Raw genomic sequence first — 17,513 nt, 5'->3', positions numbered from 1 at the left:
ACTCCTAGCGGAGGGTCGGGCTCCGGCACTGTCTTTCCAGCGTAGGCACCGTGGCCCGCCCTGCCATCTGCCTGCCGGGAAAACCCGCTGCCGCAGGGCCAGTCTGGCCGGTGTCTGCACTGCGCCGCGCAACTGCGGACGGTGCCTGAGCATTGACGGCCGGACAAAGTAGACTAGGTCAGTTGCCTGCGCCGCCTGCGGCGGCACACTGACGCGTCAGCGGCGGGCGGCGGCACAGGAATGTCTTCAAAGGAGAACCGTGGCAAATAACCCGATCCGGGTAGCAATCGTTGGTGTTGGTAACTGCGCTGCATCGCTGGTGCAGGGCGTCCACTACTACCGCGACGCAGACCCGACAGCAACCGTCCCAGGCCTGATGCACGTCCAGTTCGGCGACTACCACGTCAATGACGTGCAGTTCGCGGCCGCATTCGATGTCGACGCCAAGAAAGTTGGCCTCGACCTTGCCGACGCCATTGGTGCCAGCGAGAACAACACCATCAAGATTGCCGACGTCCCCGCGACCGGTATCAAGGTGCTGCGCGGCCACACCCTGGACGGACTCGGCAAGTACTACCGCGAGACGATCAGCGAGTCCGATGAGGCTCCGGTGGACGTGGTTGCCGAGCTCAAGGCTGCAAAGATCGACGTCATGGTCTGCTACCTGCCCGTTGGCTCCGAACAGGCCGCAAAGTTCTACGCCCAGTGCGCCATCGACGCGGGCGTGGCTTTCGTCAACGCACTGCCCGTCTTCATTGCCGGTACCAAGGAGTGGGCGGACAAGTTCACCGCGGCCGGTGTGCCGATTGTTGGTGACGACATCAAGAGCCAGATCGGTGCCACCATTACCCACCGTGTGATGGCGAAGCTGTTCGAAGACCGCGGCGTCACACTGGACCGCACCTACCAGCTGAACGTCGGCGGCAACATGGACTTCAAGAACATGCTGGAGCGTGAGCGGCTGGAGTCGAAGAAGATCTCCAAGACCCAGGCTGTGACGTCGAACGTTACCGCCGAGCTGGCTGCCAACGACGTCCACATTGGCCCGTCCGACTACGTCGCCTGGCTGGATGACCGCAAGTGGGCCTTCGTCCGCCTGGAGGGCCGCAACTTCGGTGATGCTCCGGTGTCCCTCGAGTACAAGCTTGAAGTCTGGGACTCCCCCAACTCCGCGGGTGTGATCATCGATGCCGTCCGTGCAGCGAAGATCGCCCTGGACCGCGGCGTCGGCGGCCCTATCCTGTCGGCCTCCAGCTACTTCATGAAGTCCCCGCCGGAGCAGTACAACGATGACATCGCCCACGAAAAGGTGGAGCAGTTCATCCGCGGAGAAGTCGAGCGCTAAGCCCTTCCCTTCCCCCAAGAATCGAGATAGCAGAAAGTGCACGTCCCAGCGCTGGGACGTGCACTTTCTGCTATCTCGTTGGGGCAGGCAGGCTAGAAGAGGCCCGACGGCGTGCCGTCCGGCGCGACTCCCATGCGGAGCGCAGCGGGTTCCTTCGGCAGCCCCGGCATCGTCATCACCGCACCGGTCAGCGCCACGATGAAGCCGGCGCCAGTCTTCGGCACCAGGTCCCTCACATGGACGGTGAACCCTTCCGGCGCCCCCAGCTTCGCGGCGTCGTCGGAAAACGAGTACTGGGTCTTGGCCATGCAGACCGGGAAGTTCTCCCACCCGTTTGCCTTGATTTCCTCCAGCCTGCGCAGCGCTGGCACGGAGAACTCGACGTCGTCGGCTCCGTAGATCTCCCGGACCACCGTGCGGATCTTGTCCTCCACACTCATTTGCAGCGGGTACAGCGGCCGGACGTCCACAGGCTTCTTCAGCGCTGAGAGCACCTTTGCTGCCAGGTCATCGCCCCCGGGGCCTCCCCCGCCGTGCGCCCAGACGTCCGCTACAGCGGCGTCCACTCCTTCGCGGGCGCACCACTGCAGCAGCCAGTCGATTTCCTCTTCCGTGTCCGTGGTGAAGCGGTTGATCGCGACGACCGGTGAGAAACCGAATTTACCGAGGTTCCGCACGTGCCGCCGAAGGTTCGCCGTGCCGGCTTCCAGTCCGGTCAGGTTTGGTTCATCCAGCCGCTCCCGGGGCACCCCGCCGTGCATTTTCAGCGCACGGACGGTTGCGACCACCACGACGGCGTCCGGGGCCACATCTGCCACCCGCGACTTAATGTCCAGGTACTTCTCCGCCCCAAGGTCGGCACCGAATCCGGCCTCGGTAACAACGACGTCGGCCAGGTTCCGGCCCAGCGTGGTCGCTATCACCGAGTTGCAGCCGTGGGCGATGTTTGCGAAGGGGCCGCCGTGGACCAGCGCCGGGGTTCCCGCGATGGTCTGCACCAGGTTCGGCTTGAGGGCATCCTTCAGCAGCAGTGCCAGCGCCCCCTGGACACCCAGATCCGCTACGGTCACCGGCTGCCGCTCCCACGTGTAACCGACGGTGATCTGCGCCAGCCTGGTGGTGAGGTCCTCTATGTCCGTGGCCAGGCAGAAGATTGCCATGATTTCCGAAGCCACGGTGATGTCGAAGCCATCTTCGCGGACAGTTCCCTGGCCCGGCCCGCCAAGGCCCACCACAATGTGCCGCAGCGAGCGGTCGTTCATGTCCATGACCCGCCGGAAGGTGATGCGGCGGGGGTCGATACCCAGTGCGTTTCCCTGGAAAATGTGGTTGTCCGTCAGCGCGGCCAGGGCATTGTTGGCGGACGTGATGGCATGGAAATCCCCGGTGAAGTGGAGGTTGATTTCTTCCATCGGGATCACCTGCGAGTAGCCGCCGCCGGTGGCGCCCCCCTTCATGCCAAGCACGGGACCCAGGGATGGCTCACGCAGGGCAATGACCGTCTTCTGCCCGGCACGCGCCAGCGCGTCCCCCAGCCCAACGGTCACCGTTGACTTGCCTTCGCCGGCAGGCGTCGGGCTCATGGCGGTCACCAGCACCACCTTGCCCGGCTTCGAACTCTTAGGCACCAGAGCCGGGTTTACCTTCGCCTTGTAGCGGCCGTAGAGTTCCAGCGCGTCTTCAGGGATGCCTGCAGAATGCGCAATGTCGGTGATGGGCTGCAGCGTCGCAGCCCGGGAAATGTCGAGGTCATTGGCCATAGCTCCACGCTGGCACCACCCCCGGCCCCCGTCAATCCGGCACACCCGCCTTACGGCAGCGAGTTTTTAGTTGCCGACGGGGTGGACCGCCGGCTGCTCCGCTGCGTGGCGGTAGGTCTGCGTGGTGAGGGTGGCGGTGCGCTCCCAGCCGAAGGAACGGGCCTGCGCTGCGGCGTTTCGACCCAGGTCGCTGCGCCAGGCGCGGTGATCGAAGAGTGTTTCGAGTTCAGCGGCCCACAGGGACGGATCGTGCCCCTGGACGAGCACACCGGTGCGCCCGGAGCTGACTGCCTTGGGCAGCCCGCCGACGTCGGCTGCCAGGACAGGGGTTCCGCATGCCTGTGCTTCCAGGGCTACAAGTCCGAAGGACTCACTGAAGGAAGGAACTGCCACTACGTCCGCTGACCGGAACCAGCCGGCAAGTCCGTTAGCTTCCACCGGCGGGTGCAGCTGGACGGTGCCGCGCAGTCCCAGCTCGCGGACCGAGGCATCCAGGTCCAGGATCTCGGAGCCGCTGGGCGCACCAAGAATACTCACCCGCAAGGGGATGTCGGGACGGGAGGCACGAAGGCGCGCAGCGGCTTCGACAAGCACCTGGGGACCTTTCATCCACTGGATCCGCCCGGCAAAAACCACGTGGAACTCCCCGCGGCGGACGCCGTGCCGTGCCCTGGCCTCAGTGCGGCCTGCGGGCGAGAAGATGTCAAGGTCCACACCGGGGGCGACTACGTCAATCGACTGGGGATCGGCCCCGTACCAAGCCACGAGCTCATCGGCCTCGGTGGTGGTGTTTGCGATGAGGCGGGCCGCCGCGTGCACAACGTCCTGTTCGCCCTGGATCCGGACCTGGGGTTCGGGAGCCTGGCCGGGCTGAAGCTGAAGGTTCTTGACCCGCGCCATGGTGTGCATGGTGTGAACCAGCGGAACGTCCCAGTGGCGCGCCAGGCTAGTGCCGGCAACGCCGGAAACCCAGTAGTGCGAATGGATCACGTCATACCGGATCCCGCCGTGCAGGGCTGAGCGTGCCACTCCCTCGGCCAGTTCGCCGGCCAGTCGGGGAAGCCGTTCCTTGGCCACCTTTCGACGGGGACCGGCGACTACATGGTGGACGGTGACGCCTGGAGCCAGTTCGACGGCGCGGGGCTGGTCCGGTGCGCAGGCACGCGTGAAGATGTCCACTTCAACGCCCATTTTTGCCATTTGGACGGCTACGGATCGGACGTACACGTTCATGCCGCCCGCGTCGCCGGAACCAGGCTGTTCGAGCGGCGAGGTATGCAGCGAGAGCATGGCCACCCGGTTGACCTGGGGCACAGCACTCCCTTCGTCGCTGGCCTGTGTTCCCTACCTATCGACCATACAACGCGAACGGGGCCCGCTTTGTTTCCTTATCCCCGGTCTGCTGCGGAAATCCGCGGCAGACCGGGGAAGGGTGTGCAGTCTCTCACTGCCCTTTGCCCGGGGGAAAGGAGTAATGGCTCAGCAGGCTCAGCTGGCGCTGCTCCTGCTCGTCAACCAGGGCACCGCTGGAGGCCACCCTGGCAGCCAGGGCCCGGCGCAGCAGCTGGAATGCTCCGGAGGCCAGGGTCCGAACGGATACGCCTCCGCGTGAGTTGGTGGAAGACGCCGTGGACTCCCTGTCCGGAGATGACGGCGGTTCCCTCTCGGCTGAGGAAGAAGGTGGTGCGTACGCGCCCACGGAGGGCAGCTTGAAAGAAGGCATGACAAAACTCCTGGAATGGATGTCTGAAAAAGCACAGGGAAAAGGCGGCAACTGTGCTGATAAATGGGGTGCCTAATGGCAATAAATAGAAACCGGTGACCAGACCGTCCACGAATGCTGAATTATGCCCGTGGAATTAATGGGCAGGCATCGCGGGTTAGGCGCCAAAGGGAATCAGTTAGATGCCGGTGTGGTCCGCAGCGGGCCACGGCAGCTTCGAGGCGTGCACTGGCCCAGGGCTCGCGAATGAATCCGGGAACCTGAGCCGGCTGCGTCCCCTAGATGCTCCGTGGTGGACGGAAGCAAAGAATCCTAGGCCTGAAGGCCTGTTCCACCCGGGAACCGTCGAAGGGAGATGGCTGCGGGGACCACTGTCCACCGGATCATATCCGTGTTATCACACACCACAGTCCACCTCCTGGTTCGTTTAGCTCTAATCCCCGGGGTTGGAGTCATCCAAGTCCGCAGGGGCTGTGAGCGCCGCAACTTTGCGCGCTAAAAAAATATAACCCGAACTGCCAGCTGCTGCCAAGCCTTTTCCGGAACTACTTTAAAAAACCTGCTACATATTCCATTTCAGTATGGCCGGCGTGTGCTTGTCCCAGCCCAGGACGCACACAGCTGCTGTCCCAAGCACCAGGTGGCGTCCGGCGTCGGGGGCCAGCCCAAGCCAACGGGCCGCGAGTATCCGCAGGAAGTGTCCGTGCGCGACCAGGAGCGCACGCTCCAGCGGCACCGCATCGGGATCGCGGTCCATGGCAGTTCCGCAGCCTGCCTGCACGCTGGAAATAATGCGGTCTGCGCGGGCAGCTACTTGGGCAAGGGTTTCGCCGCCCGGAACGCCGTCGTTCCAGATGATGTACCCGGGGTTCTCTTCCCGGACTTCGGTGCTGCGCCGGCCCTCGTTCTTGCCGTAGTCCCATTCATGGGCGTGCGGGAGGACTTCAGGGCTGGGGTGTCCCAGCAGCTCCGCAGTGCGCCTGGCACGGATGAGGGGTGAACTGAATACGCGGTCGAACCGGACGTCGCCGATCTTTTCCCGTGCCGCGGTGGCCTGGGCTTCGCCCTCCATGGTCAGCGGAATGTCGGTGAGGCCGGTGTAGTTGCCCTCCCTGGACCACTCGGTCTCACCGTGGCGGACCAGCCAAAACGTGGGCAGCCGCGTTCCGGCCGGCGTCAGGTCAGGTACTGCCGGGCCCAGATTCTCCGTGCTCATGAACATCCCTTCTTTAGCGGAGCGGACTTAGGGAAGCTCTTCGGCTTCACGGCTTTCAGGCTGCTGCTGCCACCATTCGCGCAGTTTCGCCTCGGCCTCACCGGGAGTCCCGGGTCCGTTCTCCATTCGTTCTTCGAGCAGGAAACGGTAGGCACGTCCCACCACCGGACCGGGACGGATCCCCAGCAAAGCCATTATCTGGCTGCCGTCGAGGTCCGGGCGGATCGAGGCCAGCTCTTCCTGCTCTGCCAGTTTCTCAATCCGCGCTTCGAGGTCATCGTAGGCGAAGGCCAGCCGCTCAGCCTTGCGCCGGTTGCGGGTTGTAACGTCCGACCGGGTCAGGCGGTGAAGGCGCTGAAGCAGCGGTCCGGCGTCCGTAACGTAGCGGCGGACGGCAGAATCACTCCACCCGGCATCGCCGTAACCGTAGAACCGCATGTGCAGCTCCACCAGCCTGGACACAGCCTTGATCGTGTCATTGTCGAAACGCAGCGCCTTCATGCGCTTGGCGGTGAGCTTGGCCCCAACCACGTCATGGTGCAGGAAGCTGACCGCCCCGGTCCCTTCGAAGCGCCGCGTGGCGGGCTTTCCGACGTCGTGCATCAGTGCCGCGAAGCGGAGCACAAAGTCAGGGGAAGGCACAGGTCCGTCCGGGCCGGTCTCCAGGCCGCAGGCCTGCCTGAGCACGGTCAGCGAGTGCTGGTAGACGTCCTTGTGCCGGTGGTGTTCGTCGATTTCCAGGCGCAGGGCAGCAACCTCAGGCAGAACGTAGTCCGCCAGGCCGCTTTCCACGAGCAGGTCAACGCCGTCTGCCGGAGACTTGCCGTTGATGAGCTTTACCAGCTCATCCCGGACGCGCTCTGCGGAGATAATCTCAATCCGCCCCGCCATGTCCTTCATGGCCGCGAAGACTTCGGGGGCCACCGTGACACCCAGCTGGGAAGCGAACCGCGCAGCCCGCATCATCCGCAGCGGGTCATCCGAGAAGGATGACGCCGGTGCCCCGGGGGTGCGCACCATTCCCGCGTTCAGGTCCCGCAGGCCGCCGAATGGGTCAACGAGCTCCATTTGCGGCAGGCGCAGGGCCATGGCGTTCATGGTGAAGTCACGCCGGTAGAGGTCATCCTCCAGCCGTTCGCCAAAGGCGACGGCCGGCTTCCGGGAGTCCGGGTCGTACGCGTCAGCACGGTAGGTCGTGATCTCGATCTGGAATCCGTCCTTGCGCATTCCGATCGTGCCGAACTCCCTGCCTATCTCCCAGTATGTGTCGCACCAGCGGCGAACCACGGAGATGATGTCGTCCGGACGGGCATTGGTGGTGAAGTCCAGGTCCGGAGAGACCCGGCCCAGGAACAGGTCGCGCACGGGTCCGCCCACCAGGGAGAGTTCAAAACCGGCAGCTTGGAAGAGCTCTCCCAGCTGCGGGATCACGTCAGGAAGCTTGGTGGTGGGGAATGAACTGTCGGAAAGGTGCGCCATAGTGCTTTAAGCGTGCCAGATAAACCAGCCCCCGCGGACAATACGTCCCCTCCGGCGCACGGACACGCCGGGGTTGCCGCGGCACTGCGGGCTACAGCTCCCGCCGGTCATCATCGGCTGGCAAAGATAGTTACAGTGGGGGTATGGCCCATCCCGTCCCGAGTGCGCCCAAGCGGACCCCATTGACAGCGTCAATGGGCAGCTCGGCCGCGCATTCGGCGCACGCCGCCCTGCCCACGGTGGAAGAGGTCTCCGCCGGCGGAATTGTGGTCAACTGCACTGATCCGGAACTGCCCGTGGCCATCATCGCCCGCTTCAACCGGGGCGGCCGCCTGGAATGGTGCCTCCCGAAGGGCCACCCGGAGCACGCAGAGGACAATGAGCAGGCAGCTGTCCGCGAGATCGCCGAGGAAACCGGAATCGACGGCAGGATCCTGGCTCCGCTGGGAAGTATTGACTACTGGTTTACGGTCAGCGGACACCGGGTACACAAGACAGTGCACCACTACCTGCTGGAGGCAGTGGGCGGGGAGCTCACGATCGAAAACGATCCGGACCACGAAGCCGTGGACGTTGCCTGGGTTCCGCTGGCGGTCCTGGGCAGGCGCCTGTCATTCCCGAACGAACGCCGCATAGCGGACCTGGCCCGCGAAGTCCTCCCGAAATACCGCTGAGCCCCTGCGGCGCCCGGTGCTGCGGTTTCAAGGAAATGGGTCCTTAGGTGAGAGCATAAGGACATAATGGCCGTCCAGAATCCTGCTCCCAGTACTGCCCGCTCAAGCGCCGTCATGGCAGCGGGAACCATGGTTTCCCGTGTGCTCGGGCTGGTCCGCACCTCCCTCCTGGCCGTTGCGATCGGCGGCTCGTTCGGGGTCACTGACCTCTTCGGCATCGCGAACGTCCTGCCCAACTTCATTTACCTCCTGGTGGCAGGCGGCGTCTTTAACGCGGTACTGGTCCCGCAGATCATCAAGGCCAGCAAGCGTGAAGACCGCGGCGCGGAATACGTGTCCCGAATCATGACTCTGAGCCTCGTCTTCCTGGCTGTCATAGCCCTGGTAGTCACTGTGGCGGCACCGCTGATCCTGTCCGTCGTCGTCGAGCTGGACGAGCAGCAGCTGGCGCTCACCACAGTTTTTGCCTACTGGCTTTTTCCGCAGATTTTCTTCTACGGCGCGTATGCGGTGATTGGCCAGGTCCTGAACGCCAACGGGCGGTTTGGTGCCTATATGTGGGCGCCTGTGGTCAACAACGTCGTCGCCATCAGCGGGCTCATCCTGTTCATCAACCTGATCGGCAGGGAGAGCACCGAGAGGTTTTCACCTGACAACTGGACGAACTCGGCTACCGTCATCCTCGCGGGCAGCACCACCCTGGGCGTGGCGCTGCAGGCTCTGGTCCTGCTGTTCCCGCTGAAGAAACTCGGACTGGGGCTGCGGCCCACGTTTGGGTTCCGCGGAGTGGGCCTCGGAGAGACTGCCCGGGTAGCCAAGTGGACCATCATCACCATGCTGGTGGGCAACGGCGCCTACCTCGTCTACACAAACGTCGCGTCCATTGCCACCAAAGCCCGCCCGGCCTACCTGGCAATGGATCCGCCCCAGCTCATCGCCGGCCAGGTCAACCTGGAAACCGCCGCAATGCTGTACATCATTCCGCATTCGGTAATCACGCTTTCACTCGCCACCGTCCTCTTTAACCGCATGTCCCATGCGTACGTGGAGAGGAACCTCGACGCCGTTCGGGCCACCATTTCGCGCGGGCTGCGTGTCATTGGTGTGGCCACTGTGTTCTCAGCTGCCGTGATGGTTGTCCTGGCCGGCCCGATTGGCATGTGGTTCGGGGGCGGGTCCAACGCCACGGCAGCAATCCAGGGGCAGGTACTGATCCTGCTCGCGGTCAGTTCACCGTTCCTCAGCGCCACGTTCCTGATGAACCGTGCGTTCTATGCCAGCGAAGATGCAAAGACCCCCATGGTCATGCAGCTCATCCTCGCTGCCCTGGGAATCAGCCTTGCACTGGTCGCATCGTCGCTGCCGGCGAACCACATCGTGTATGGCCTGGCTGTGGCCTACTCGATTGGGAACATCGCCGCCGTAGTGCTCAGCCATATTTTCCTCACCCGTAAACTTGGCCACTACGGAGCGGCCAGGGTGTTTGATGTCCACGTCCGGCTCACTGTGGCGGCACTTGCCGCGGCCGCCGCCGGTGCGGCCGCGCTGGCTGTGCTGGGCGGCTACAGCCCGGACGGCTTTGCCTGGAGTTCCCTCATCAGCGCCACGGTAGTGCTGGTTGTCTGCGCTGCCCTGATGGCCGGGGTCTATTTTGTAATGCTGCGACTGCTCAAAGTGCGCGAACTCGACGAGCTGCTTGAACCCGTCCTGGCGAAGCTTGCGCGCCGGGCCTAACACGACCAACTCAGGTTTTGCCGCCCGCCGCGGGTAGCATGGGTACAAAGTGGGCAGTACTGGGTGGGTCTCGGCCTGCGGGTACTGTTTAACCGCACCGGCCGCCCTACCGGCGCCGGTAGCAACATTTCGTTTGCAGTCATAGCCGTTTCCACGGGAGGAACACGTGCCACAGCCGGTAAATGCTGGTTCAGTGCTGGGCGGCCGCTACAAGGTCACCGCCCAGGTCCTGGCTTCAGCAGAGAATGACCTCGTCCTCGACGGCGTGGACCAGGTACTCAACCGTGCCGTGAGCATCCTTGTCGCCGCACCGCAGAACGCCAGCCAGGTAAGCGCCAGCGCGCGCGAAATTGCCATTGGCGAACGCCATTCGACCGTGCAGATCCTTGATCTGGGCGTCAGCGACGGCCGTACCTACCTCGTCACCTCCAATGGCAACGCCGCGGACCTGCTCGACCTGGTGATCGAGCGGGACGCCCCCTACGTGGAACCGTTCTTCACGGACACGCTGGGCTCGGAGATTTTCGGAGAACCCCGTTCCCGCGAGCCTGAGACGGTCCAGGAAGACCGTTACGTGGAAGAGTACGAACCGCGCGAACGCAAGCCGCTGCTCTCCAACCTTCCCAAGCCGCACCTGCCGCGCTTCGGCCGCGGTGCTGCCGCCGGTGCCGCCGGTGCCGCCGGTGCCGCCGGTGCCGCCGGTGCTGCCGGTGCTGCCGGTGCAACTGCCACCGGTGAACGTGAGCTTGAATTCGGCGGACCGCAGGAAGCACCCGCGGAAGCTGCGACCGGTGCCGCCGCTGTGCCTCCCCCTCCCAGCCAGAGCCCCCGGTCGGCCCAGTATTCCGCGCCGACCCGCGATACCCCGGCCCAGTCACCCAAGGTCACGCGCTGGGAGGAAGAAGACGACTTCCCGGCAGAAGGTTACGCAACTGCCGGTCAAAATGATCGCAAGGCGTCGAATTTCCCCCGCACTGCCCTGGGCGCAGAGTACGAAAATGAAGAGGAGTACGACGGCTACGAGGAAGACCAGCCGGACCGGGGAGATAACCGCAAGTTCGGCCGCATACTGGTAGGCGGAATCCTCAGCGTTGTTCTGCTGGTAGCCGTGGTCCTGGCCTTCACGGGTCTGGGCGGCGTGCGGGATATGTTCCCGGCCGAGGAAGCAACCACACCCGTCGCTGAGGCACCTGAGACGTCCGCAGGCGCCGCAGAGGAGACCGGCGCAGCACTTCCGGATCCGCTGACAGCCGGGATCAGCAGGCTCGTTCCCGGCAACCAGGAACTCGATTCCGTAAACGACGCCGCATTGCCGCAGATCATCGACGGCAACGATGCCAGCTACTGGTCCAGCTACGTATATGCCTCGGATACGTTCGGCGGCCTGGCACCGAGCCTGGCACTCGTGGTGGAACTGGAAGAAGAGTCCGCCATCAGCAAGGTGGACATCACCCAGCTCAACGGCAGCGGCGGCAACTTCTCCGTGATGCTCAACGATTCACCGTCTCTTGACGGCGCCACCACCGTGGCCCAGAGCGGTTTCACGGGGCCCACCACGTCCATCACGGTACCCAAGGGTCCGGACGGCGAGCCGGCGTCCGCCAGCTATGTGATCATCAACTTCACCCAGCTCCCCCGCCTCAGCGGAGTACAGGCTGAGTACCCGTGGGGGCTTCGCATCGCTGAGATCGAAGTCTCCTGATTCACGCCCATTTCGGCCACCGGGAACCGGCCCGGCAGCTGATCATGTGACGCAGCAGGCATTCGGAATAAGCTGTTCCGTGTCAGTGTTGTGAGGTGTGGTTAGCGGTTCGAAGTGCTCCGCCAACCGGTCAGTACCCGTTCTCCCCGGAACTCCAAGGAAAGAGGTTCACAGCACGTGAGCACAGAAATTCGCCCCGACGCCGCTGGATCCGTCCCGGAAATCCGTGACGTCATCATCGTTGGATCCGGTCCTTCCGGATACACCGCGGCCATCTACACGGCCCGTGCGAACCTCAAGCCGCTGCTGATCGCCAGCTCGGTTACCGCCGGCGGCGAGCTGATGAACACCACTGACGTGGAGAACTTCCCGGGCTTCCCCGAAGGCATCATGGGCCCGGACCTGATGGCAGGCCTCGAGAAGCAGGCAGACCGCTTCGGCACCGAAATCCTCTTCGAGGACGTCACCTCGGTGGACCTGACCGGAGATATCAAGAAGGTCACCATCGGCACCGGGGAGACCTTCCTGGCCCGCTCCGTGATCATCTCCACCGGTTCTGCGTACCGCGAGTTGGGACTTGAAGACGAAAAGCGGCTGTCCGGCCGCGGCGTGAGCTGGTGCGCAACCTGCGACGGCTTCTTCTTCAAGGGCCAGGACATTGCAGTCATCGGCGGCGGCGATTCGGCGCTGGAAGAAGCACTGTTCCTGACCAAGTTCGCTGCCTCGGTAACAATCGTGCACCGCCGTAACACCCTTCGCGCCTCCAAGATCATGCAGGATCGTGCCCTGGCAAACGAAAAGATCCGCTTCGTCTGGGACTCCGAGGTTATTGGAATCCACGGCGAAGACAAGGTCACCGGCGTGCGCCTGCGCAACACGGTTGACGGGGCCGAGTCCGACCTGGCCGTTACCGGCATCTTCGTAGCGATCGGCAACGATCCCCGCGTGGACCTGGTCCGCGAACAGCTGGAGCTGACCGAGGCCGGCACCATCGCCGTCCAGGGGCGCACCTCGAAGACCTCCCTGCCGGGTGTCTTCGCCGCAGGAGACGTCATCGACCCGACTTACCGCCAGGCCATCACCGCCGCCGGTTCCGGCTGCGTGGCTGCGCTCGACGTCGAGCACTACCTGGCAGACGTCGCCTCCGCCGCAACCGCTGCCACCGTTCCCACCCCGGCGTCGGAAACCGTTTCCGAAAACGCTTCCGTCTAGAGATCCACAAGGAGCAAGAACTATGAGCAACGCCAAAGACGTAACGGATTCCTCGTTCAGCACCGATGTGCTGGCTGCCGACAAGCCGGTAATCGTGGATTTCTGGGCCGAATGGTGCGGTCCGTGCCGCATGCTTTCCCCCATCCTGGACGACATCGCCGCCGAGTACTCGGACAAGGTCGACGTCGTGAAGGTCAATGTTGACGACAACCCCGCTATCGCGGCCAAGTACGGCATCACCTCTATCCCCGCTGTTTACGTCTTCAAGGGCGGTGAGGTTGCGGCCACGTCTATCGGCGCGAAGCCGAAGCAGGTCCTTGAGCAGGAATTCGCGGCCTACCTGAAGTAGGTCCCCACTATGCATCCGACGGACGAGAGTCTGCGGAGGCTGGACTCCAGCCGGCGCGTGGTGGCGCTTCGTGAAGCGCTGCTGCGGGCCGGCATTTCCATGTCCTACCTCGCTCCCGATTCAGTAAATAACGCCGCGTTCTTTGACGACCATGTGGATGCGGCAGTCCGTGCTTTCCAGCAAAGCCGGGGCCTGATTGTCGACGGGGTGGCGGGTCCCGATACCCAGCGTGCTCTGGCAGAGGCGCAGTTCCGGTTCGGTGACCGCGTTCTTGAGTTCGTGGAAGACCAGCCGGCAGTACGCGGAGACGACGTCGCCGAACTCCAGCGGCACCTCTCCCATCTGGGCTTTTACTACGGCCATATCGACGGCGAGTTTGGCATCCGGACACGGTATGCCGTGGCAGAGCTGCAGGAGAACCTCGGCATTCCGGGCACCGGCGTGTGCGACGGGGACACCATGACGGCCATGTCGCGGGTCAACCGGGCCATCTCCCCCAGCCAGGCCTTCGCGCTTCGTGACTACGAGCGCCTTGACCGTTCCACGGCCGCCCTGCGCGGCCGCACCATCACACTTAACACGGGCCGGTCGGAGATTTCCTCGGCCCACGTCACCGAACGCCTCACCGGCCAGCCGTTGACCGAGCTGCTGGTGGCTTCCGATGTCCGGGCCCGCGTGGAACGGATCCTCGGTGAATTCGGAGCTGAGGTTGTGGAGTACGACGCCGCTGCCGCCTCTGTCTCCGGCCGCTCTCCCAGCCTGAACGTAAACATCCATTGCGACTGGCTGGACCAGCCCGCCGCGTCGGGCATGGCGGCATACTACTGGGGCCTTCCGGTTACGGGAGAACCCCGCTCCCCCATCGGGCAGCGAGCAGCGATCCTCATGATGAAGGAACTCGCAGCCCGTACGGATATGGCCAACCTGGGGGTTCACGCCCGCACCTGGGACACCCTGAAGCTGCCCGGTATCCCCTCCGTGGGAATTGATCTGGGTTATCTGAGCAATTTCCATGACGCCCACCGGCTGGCTGATCCGGTGTTCCGCCAAACACTCGCGGATTCGATCGTCATTGCCATTCAGCGGCTATATCTCCTCGAAGAGGAAGACCAGCCCACCGGAACGCTGGCCTTGGACGACGTGAGCCGTTTCAACCCCGTAGAAGACCGCCGCCGGGTTTCCGGGCTCTAGCACCCGGGCCCGCAGACGGCCTTCGGCCCACTGGTCTGGTCCCGCTGGCGTCTCCAGCGCATCACTGCCGACGTTTCATGCGTCCAATGGTTTCCATGGCGGAAACTTTGCCGTATGGTTTCCGCCATGGAAACTAATGCGCCGATCCCGAACCGTAGCCAGGCATCCGCCGCGCTGGCGGCGGCGCAGAGTGCACAGGACTCAATCCGCAGCCAGCCCTGGCCGTGGTGGCTGTACGTCTCCAACGGCCTTTTCCTGGGCGTCTCTGCATTGCTCCCGCTCCTGGGCAGGCCCGGCAGTGGACTCCTGGCTGTTCTGGTCGTTGCCTCCTGCGCCTTCAATTACTGGGCGGGGTCCAGGATGGGCCTGCCGTTCGCTGTCCCGCGCTGCCGGGTATTTATCGTGGCTGTGGTGCTCTCCACGTTGTTCGTGGTTGCCTCCCTCGCGGCGTCCTGGGCGGGAATGTGGGGGCTTGTCTGGGTCTGTGCTGCAGGCACTGTGCTGAGTTTCGGAACGGGTTCCGTTTTCCACTATCGGGCGACCCTCCGATGAACCCTGTGCTTGATCCGGTCATACACCCGCTCTACCGGTTGCAGCTGTGCGCGATGCTCGACGCAGGTACGGCGGTGGAGTCATCCGTACTGCGAGCTCACCTGGGGTTGTCCCCTTCAGCCTTCAGCAAGCAGGTAGCCGCACTGGTCGAAGCCGGTTATGTGCGGCAGGAACGTGGGGAACTGGATTCCAGGAAGACGTGGTTGAGCCTGACCAAGGCCGGATCACGGGCATACCGCGGCCACATTCGCGCCCTCGAAACAATCGTGTCCGGAACCTTCCAGGAAGAGTCCTGAGCCAAACCGAATGGGCTCCTGCGTCACCGCCTCAGCGAACCATTGACGGGCGCAGCATTGACGGGCGCAGCATCCGGCACTCTACCAGTCCCGGTGCCGCTGGGTCTGACCTTACCGTTCCGTCGAACTCAAACCCGTTCCGCCGGTAGAAAGCCACCGCCCGCGGGTTGTCCTTTGCCACCCAAAGCACGGCGGGCTCCTTGCCCAGCACTTCATCGAGCAGTGTCTGCCCTACTCCGGTGCCGTGAAGCCGGCGCAGCACATAGAGGCTAAACAGTTGACGATTGTCTTTGCCGTCACCTGACTCGGTGTCCGGCCCGGCTACTGCGAAGCCGACAATCTTGTGGAGGTATTCCTCCCCCACCGCGCCGGTATTTCCTTCGGCGACCTCGGCGAGGCGGACTAAGCGGGCGCCTCCCGTCGCCGATGTCAGGTGTTGCCATAACCTCAACCTGTCGTCCAGGAATTCGGATGTGAAGAAACCGGCGGGAAGAAGATGGTCGTAGGTTTCCTGCCAGGTTTGCACGTGCAGGGCAGCCAGCTCATGGGCATCGTCGGGTTCGGGACGGCGGAGAACGAAGGCCGCAGCGCTGACTTCTTTGCGGGACATGAACTGCCTTCCTGTCGGCGTTCCGTTCGGAAAGGAGGCTTCCGGCGATAAGTCAGTCTGCCTTTGGAGCGCTGGATTCTGACACTGGCTGGACCTTAGTCGAAGCTTTCGCTGCGGTCCACAGGTGGCAGAGCCGCCATGTAGGTTCGTTCGATCAGTGTTTTTGGTTTCAGCACTTCGGCGGTCCGTCTCTTTGCCAGAGCAGGACCAAGCTCATGGCCTGTCGCCTCCACGCCGCCGGCTTGCGCGGTTTCACGTGAAACAGCGTGCGAACTCCGCAAGGAGAGTCCCTGGGCAATCTCCGTTTGTTTCGGCCGGACTATACCGGCAACAGCACGCGGCGTCGCGACCATCAGATGGCAGTCCGTGACAACGCAATAACAGCGAACTTGCTCACGCTTCGTCGGAGTCTCGGGCGAGTCGGGCTCGGCTCACGCGCTGCACTCGGAAGGGAGCAGGATACTCGGCGCCCACAAGTAGATCGCTTTATGAATGATCCCGCTTCCTTGAACCGCGAGCGAATACACCCCCCAAAGAAAATACATTGCGGACGCCGATGACCTTCTGATCCCATAGAGACGCCCAGACGTGAATCTCTCGTCCGCCCTCGAGACAAAGCACGGCCGCATGCGGAGGGTCCAAGCAGACACGCGGTTGCTCTATGCCGCGGTCTGCAACATACCGAAGGTCTGGTAGCGCAGGTACGGATCCAACCGGCTGCGGTAGCAGGCAATAGGCAACACCATCCGCGGAGATTCGCTCTGAACCCGCGCAGTCAACAACGTCGTGCAGGTCCTGGCCAAAAACCGCGGCGAGCTGGTTTCGTCATCGTTGGTCCCACGCGGGGATAGTTCCACGAAACCGGGAAGGAGCGGTTTCTACGGGTACGCCGGCATGACACTGAATTCCCGTATGCGACGTTCCTGGCGTGTACGAAGCAGTCGAGTTGTGTTGTCCCGTTTCTAATCGGGAACACAAAGTGTTTCGTCGCCGCCCATTCGACAGCGCGGGTTTCCGCCCTTGAGTACGTCGTGGTTTGTCAGGGCAAGCTAGGTCGTTGGAGCAGGGTGGACGATAAGACAGCTGCCCTCCGGTCGACGCTTCCGCCTCCTGGGGAGTCGTCATCCCAGCGGTGCGGTTAGGGCTAGAGGCGTTCAGAGCCACTGCCCATGGCGTACAGGGTCTTCGATTCCAGACCAGGCTTCCCGGTCCGGTCGGACTGTCATCGGGCTTCTGTGGCTGAGGCGTGGAGAATACTAGTTCCGACAAGTGTGGGGACACGTACATGTTCCTGGCGTCCGGGCACCCGTCGTCTCTAAGTTACCCTTCAGCGAGTTCGTCACCTTGCGGTTATGCTGCGCAGAACGCGAGACGTGAGCTCCGCCCTCATCCCGATCCCGATCGCGGCCGTCCCGTTTCACGTGAAACACATTCCTTAAAAGCAGGTGGTCACGGGTATCCCTCGTAGTTGAAGCAGCAACGCCGTCCCCACCGACCACTTCGTGTGCGTAGCCCGATATCAGGCGGCTCATTCCCTTCGTAGATGCAGGCATAGGGGCCTTTGGACCACATAGGCAACGGGCTTGAAGGCTAGCGTCCACCCAACCCCGACCTTGAGGATCTCGTTCAAGTGGATTACTGAACGGTGCGCAGAGCGTCGAACTCGCTGG

15 protein-coding genes are annotated in these 17,513 nt (G+C 63.4%); 9 read left to right on the top strand and 6 right to left on the bottom strand.

From position 1 onward, the window contains the following. Positions 1 to 259: 259 nt before the first annotated feature. Positions 260 to 1,345, top strand: a complete 1,086-nt coding sequence (locus tag FYJ28_RS10145) for an inositol-3-phosphate synthase (RefSeq protein ID WP_055242842.1) — start codon at positions 260 to 262, stop codon at positions 1,343 to 1,345. 92 nt (positions 1,346 to 1,437) lie between these two features. On the opposite strand, the gene FYJ28_RS10140 is transcribed toward FYJ28_RS10145, so the two are convergent. The 5 genes from FYJ28_RS10140 to FYJ28_RS10120 form a co-directional block, all read right to left on the bottom strand. Then, positions 1,438 to 3,105 (bottom strand): formate--tetrahydrofolate ligase, encoded by a 1,668-nt coding sequence (locus FYJ28_RS10140; RefSeq protein WP_055242840.1) that lies wholly within the window; start codon positions 3,103 to 3,105, stop codon positions 1,438 to 1,440. A 66-nt stretch (positions 3,106 to 3,171) separates the two neighbouring features. Continuing rightward, the gene (mshA, locus tag FYJ28_RS10135) at positions 3,172 to 4,419 is read right to left on the bottom strand and encodes a D-inositol-3-phosphate glycosyltransferase (protein WP_326831643.1); all 1,248 of its coding nucleotides are present in this window, start codon (positions 4,417 to 4,419) and stop codon (positions 3,172 to 3,174) included. Positions 4,420 to 4,549: 130 nt separating this feature from the next. Then, positions 4,550 to 4,828: a hypothetical protein gene (locus FYJ28_RS10130; RefSeq protein WP_055242838.1), complete on the bottom strand. Its 279-nt coding sequence runs from the start codon at positions 4,826 to 4,828 to the stop codon at positions 4,550 to 4,552. 562 nt (positions 4,829 to 5,390) lie between these two features. After that, the gene (locus FYJ28_RS10125; RefSeq protein WP_154579174.1) at positions 5,391 to 6,044 is read right to left on the bottom strand and encodes a histidine phosphatase family protein; all 654 of its coding nucleotides are present in this window, start codon (positions 6,042 to 6,044) and stop codon (positions 5,391 to 5,393) included. A gap of 27 nt (positions 6,045 to 6,071) precedes the next feature. Beyond that, positions 6,072 to 7,523, bottom strand: a complete 1,452-nt coding sequence (locus FYJ28_RS10120) for a CCA tRNA nucleotidyltransferase (RefSeq protein ID WP_154579173.1) — start codon at positions 7,521 to 7,523, stop codon at positions 6,072 to 6,074. 194 nt (positions 7,524 to 7,717) lie between these two features. Here FYJ28_RS10120 and FYJ28_RS10115 point away from each other — a divergent pair, with 194 nt between their 5' ends. The 8 genes from FYJ28_RS10115 to FYJ28_RS10080 all read left to right on the top strand — a co-directional run bounded on the left by FYJ28_RS10115 (position 7,718) and on the right by FYJ28_RS10080 (position 15,233). Beyond that, on the top strand, positions 7,718 to 8,197 hold the full coding sequence (locus FYJ28_RS10115) for an NUDIX hydrolase (RefSeq protein ID WP_404322245.1): 480 nt from the start codon (positions 7,718 to 7,720) through the stop codon (positions 8,195 to 8,197). A gap of 66 nt (positions 8,198 to 8,263) precedes the next feature. Then, positions 8,264 to 9,931 carry a murein biosynthesis integral membrane protein MurJ gene (gene murJ, locus FYJ28_RS10110; protein ID WP_154579172.1) on the top strand — a complete coding sequence of 556 codons (1,668 nt, stop codon included), beginning with the start codon at positions 8,264 to 8,266 and terminating at the stop codon, positions 9,929 to 9,931. A 166-nt stretch (positions 9,932 to 10,097) separates the two neighbouring features. Further along, positions 10,098 to 11,633 (top strand): ABC transporter substrate-binding protein, encoded by a 1,536-nt coding sequence (locus FYJ28_RS10105; RefSeq protein ID WP_154579171.1) that lies wholly within the window; start codon positions 10,098 to 10,100, stop codon positions 11,631 to 11,633. Positions 11,634 to 11,855: 222 nt separating this feature from the next. Then, a complete protein-coding gene (gene trxB / locus FYJ28_RS10100; protein ID WP_442778583.1) occupies positions 11,856 to 12,845 on the top strand; it encodes a thioredoxin-disulfide reductase in 990 nt (329 codons plus the stop codon). Between the two features lie 22 nt (positions 12,846 to 12,867). Then, positions 12,868 to 13,194, top strand: a complete 327-nt coding sequence (trxA, locus tag FYJ28_RS10095; RefSeq protein WP_055242830.1) for a thioredoxin — start codon at positions 12,868 to 12,870, stop codon at positions 13,192 to 13,194. Positions 13,195 to 13,203: 9 nt separating this feature from the next. Further along, positions 13,204 to 14,385, top strand: coding sequence for a peptidoglycan-binding protein (locus FYJ28_RS10090; RefSeq protein ID WP_055242828.1), 1,182 nt, complete (start codon positions 13,204 to 13,206; stop codon positions 14,383 to 14,385). Positions 14,386 to 14,511: 126 nt separating this feature from the next. Then, positions 14,512 to 14,937: a hypothetical protein gene (locus FYJ28_RS10085; RefSeq protein WP_154579170.1), complete on the top strand. Its 426-nt coding sequence runs from the start codon at positions 14,512 to 14,514 to the stop codon at positions 14,935 to 14,937. Beyond that, positions 14,934 to 15,233, top strand: coding sequence for a MarR family winged helix-turn-helix transcriptional regulator (locus FYJ28_RS10080; RefSeq protein WP_055242825.1), 300 nt, complete (start codon positions 14,934 to 14,936; stop codon positions 15,231 to 15,233). The genes FYJ28_RS10085 and FYJ28_RS10080 overlap by 4 nt, the downstream gene beginning before the upstream one ends. A 31-nt stretch (positions 15,234 to 15,264) precedes the next feature. Here the strand turns inward: FYJ28_RS10080 and FYJ28_RS10075 are convergent, their stop codons facing one another. Continuing rightward, positions 15,265 to 15,843, bottom strand: a complete 579-nt coding sequence (locus FYJ28_RS10075) for a GNAT family N-acetyltransferase (protein WP_154579169.1) — start codon at positions 15,841 to 15,843, stop codon at positions 15,265 to 15,267. Positions 15,844 to 17,513 lie beyond the last annotated feature (1,670 nt).

Origin of the sequence: Arthrobacter sp. BL-252-APC-1A (genome assembly GCF_009696625.1) — a bacterium.
Taxonomy (GTDB): domain Bacteria; phylum Actinomycetota; class Actinomycetes; order Actinomycetales; family Micrococcaceae; genus Arthrobacter_B.
The sequence above is the reverse complement of the archived record's forward strand: the minus strand, read 5'-3'. Positions and strand labels throughout refer to the sequence as shown.